Origin of the sequence: Urinicoccus massiliensis, from assembly GCF_900120405.1 — a bacterium.
In the GTDB taxonomy this organism is placed as follows: Bacteria; Bacillota; Clostridia; order Tissierellales; family Peptoniphilaceae; genus Urinicoccus; species Urinicoccus massiliensis.
This window is the reverse complement of record NZ_LT635483.1, coordinates 1-2470: the sequence shown is the minus strand read 5'-3', so window position 1 is coordinate 2470 and position 2470 is coordinate 1. Positions and strand designations below refer to the sequence as shown.

The following is a 2470-nucleotide window of genomic DNA, read 5'->3' as shown; positions in this document are numbered from 1 at the left end:
ACTATGTCTTGTTTTAATATCTTCTTTTCTTGATTTTTTAGTTGCCTTAATCTTTCTTCTGTATGGTCAATTTTATCTTTTATTTCTTTTGACTCTTGTCTTAGTTGTTCTAATTTTTTCATAAAAAACTCCTTTCTTGTATTAAAAAAAGACGATAGAGTTTTTAATTTCTATCGCCTAGGCTACTTTTAATTATTCTATTTACACAATCCTAAAATTTTCGCTTTATCTTTTATTATCCATGTCTTTCAATTCTTGTACTATATCATTAAATTCTTTTAAATCTTCTTTAGAAAGTTCCCATGTCAATGGAGTTGTAATCATAGGCACTCCCTCCATTGTAATATAAGGGTAATTTTCATAAATATAAAAATCTATCTTTGTACCTTCATTGCCGTTGGTAAATATAAAATGATAAGATTTTATTGCATCGTCAGGTATTTCTTTAAAAAAATTTTCGAATTTTTTATCATTAACATTTTCTACACTCATTTCTATAAAATCACTAAAATAATCTAACTCATCTTGTTTTTCTATTTCAGCAATTTTTATATCGTTAGAATCAAATATTTCAATCTTGTCTTCTTTTTTCTTGCTCTTACAAGAAGTGAGAACTATTAAAAAAACAAAAACAATAGTCATAAATGCAAATCTTCTTCTCATTTTGAACCTCCAGTTTAATAGTTACCTTCATTATTTTTCATTAAAAGTAACTCTCATTTAAATATCAACTTTTATCATCTTGACCCAACCCATGAATTAAAATGTTCTTCATAATTAAATCTAACAATTCTCAGGCTTTATTAAGACTAACCATTGATATAATCTCTTAGTAATTCTCCATAACCCTATCCCAATAATAGTTAGTAAAAATCCAACAATTACAGAAATAATTAGGTCTGGTAAAACTCCTAAACCAAAGCTAGGTTTAGTTAACCAATACAGGTCTATTCTAAATAATTTGAACACAAATTTCACGATGCTTCCAACTATAACAATTGGACCACTAATCATAAAAGCCCACCCAGTTATTCCTGTTATAGGAAATATAAATATCCATATACATGCAGCTATGGTATACCACTTTAAACTTTTCATAATAATCTCCTTAAAAGTAATCAAATTGTTCATATTATTATACCCGGTTTTTTCATTTTCTATTCTTAGTCTATTGGTTGCATAGTAGTATTATAGCAAAAATATTCCTATTTATTCTGTACTTGGGTATTTGCCAACAAATCACCCAAATGTCTTTTATCATTACGTATTAGACCCATTAATAATAGCAGTACAGCAAATCCCATGCCTATAAAAAACATGACGATAGCCCATACATCAAAGTCAGTATAAATTCCATGAATCGTACTCATATGTCCTATTTGCCATGGTAAAAATTTGATTACGTTTCTTATAAAGCTTGCTTTTAAAGATTTATGTTTATAAACAAGTTTTAACCCCGCTTTGCGTTTACCAAAACTCCCATCTTTTGAATAATCCAAATAAGCAAAAATCAAAACAATCGGAATAACTGATGTTAATAAAGCAATTAGTTGTGACTGTAGTTCGTTCATTTTCGGAATCCCTTTAAAAAACAGATGATAAACTGCCATGCTTACTCCAAATAACAATGCTAAATACAAAAGAATAAGTAGATAATCAAAAAACAATTCTTTTATTCGTTTTTTTAATGATATTGGATTATTATTCATAAACATAATTTATTTATCCTCATTTCTATGAATTTCTATAACATCTTCAATTCTGCAATCCAATGCCAGGCAAATCTTTTCTAATGACTCTAAGTTCACATAAGAGTTTTTGCTCATTCTTGAAACTATGTTACTTGTTATGTTTGCTGCTCTTTTTAAGTCTTCTTTGTTCATTTCTCTTTCTACCAATAAATGCCATAATGGTTTATAAGAAATTGCCATATTATTACCCCTTATCCGTTTTATTCATTAATTTATATTATATCATAAATAGGCTGATAAGTCACTTTAGCCTATTTTATACTTGTGCTTGCGTTAGTATTTATTGAGATAGTCCTTGTTTTTTTCTTTCCTCTATTATTCCATGCTATTCTCCTGTAAATATCCCCACATATAGAGCAGTAGACAATACTTGAAAGGGCGTATTTACTGGAATAGATTCTTCTTTTCCCTTTGCCACTTACCATATTAGCTCGTCTATCCATTTCTTCTTAGACTTGCATGAAGATTTCTTTTGATATGATCGCTTCGTGGCTATTTTCTATATAATATTGAGGTTCTTGATCCTCAATTTATTCTTTAATTATAATTAAGATATTTATCTAAATAGAAAAATGGCTTTTAGGATTTCTTCTAAAACCCCAAAAACCATTAATTTCAACACTTTTATAGCCTATTATCTTATTTTCCTTGACATCAATACCACCGTCTCCACATGCCCTGAAGTTCCAAAGTTCCGTAACTTTTTATGATTAATTATA

General features: G+C 28.4%; 4 protein-coding genes and 1 pseudogene. All 5 read right to left on the bottom strand.

Translation table 11 applies throughout. From position 1 onward, the window contains the following. Positions 1-122: pseudogene (locus BQ7400_RS10985) on the bottom strand (DUF3847 domain-containing protein); the annotation flags it as partial. Between the two features lie 103 nt (positions 123-225). Next, the gene (locus tag BQ7400_RS00045) at positions 226-663 is read right to left on the bottom strand and encodes a hypothetical protein (protein ID WP_034544985.1); all 438 of its coding nucleotides are present in this window, start codon (positions 661-663) and stop codon (positions 226-228) included. 120 nt (positions 664-783) lie between these two features. After that, positions 784-1098: a hypothetical protein gene (locus BQ7400_RS00040; protein ID WP_034544984.1), complete on the bottom strand. Its 315-nt coding sequence runs from the start codon at positions 1096-1098 to the stop codon at positions 784-786. Positions 1099-1205: 107 nt separating this feature from the next. Then, the gene (locus tag BQ7400_RS00035) at positions 1206-1715 is read right to left on the bottom strand and encodes an RDD family protein (RefSeq protein ID WP_034544982.1); all 510 of its coding nucleotides are present in this window, start codon (positions 1713-1715) and stop codon (positions 1206-1208) included. A gap of 3 nt (positions 1716-1718) precedes the next feature. Then, entirely contained in the window at positions 1719-1931 is a 213-nt protein-coding gene (locus tag BQ7400_RS00030; protein ID WP_034544980.1) for a helix-turn-helix domain-containing protein, read from the bottom strand. Between the last annotated feature and the right edge of the window lie 539 nt (positions 1932-2470).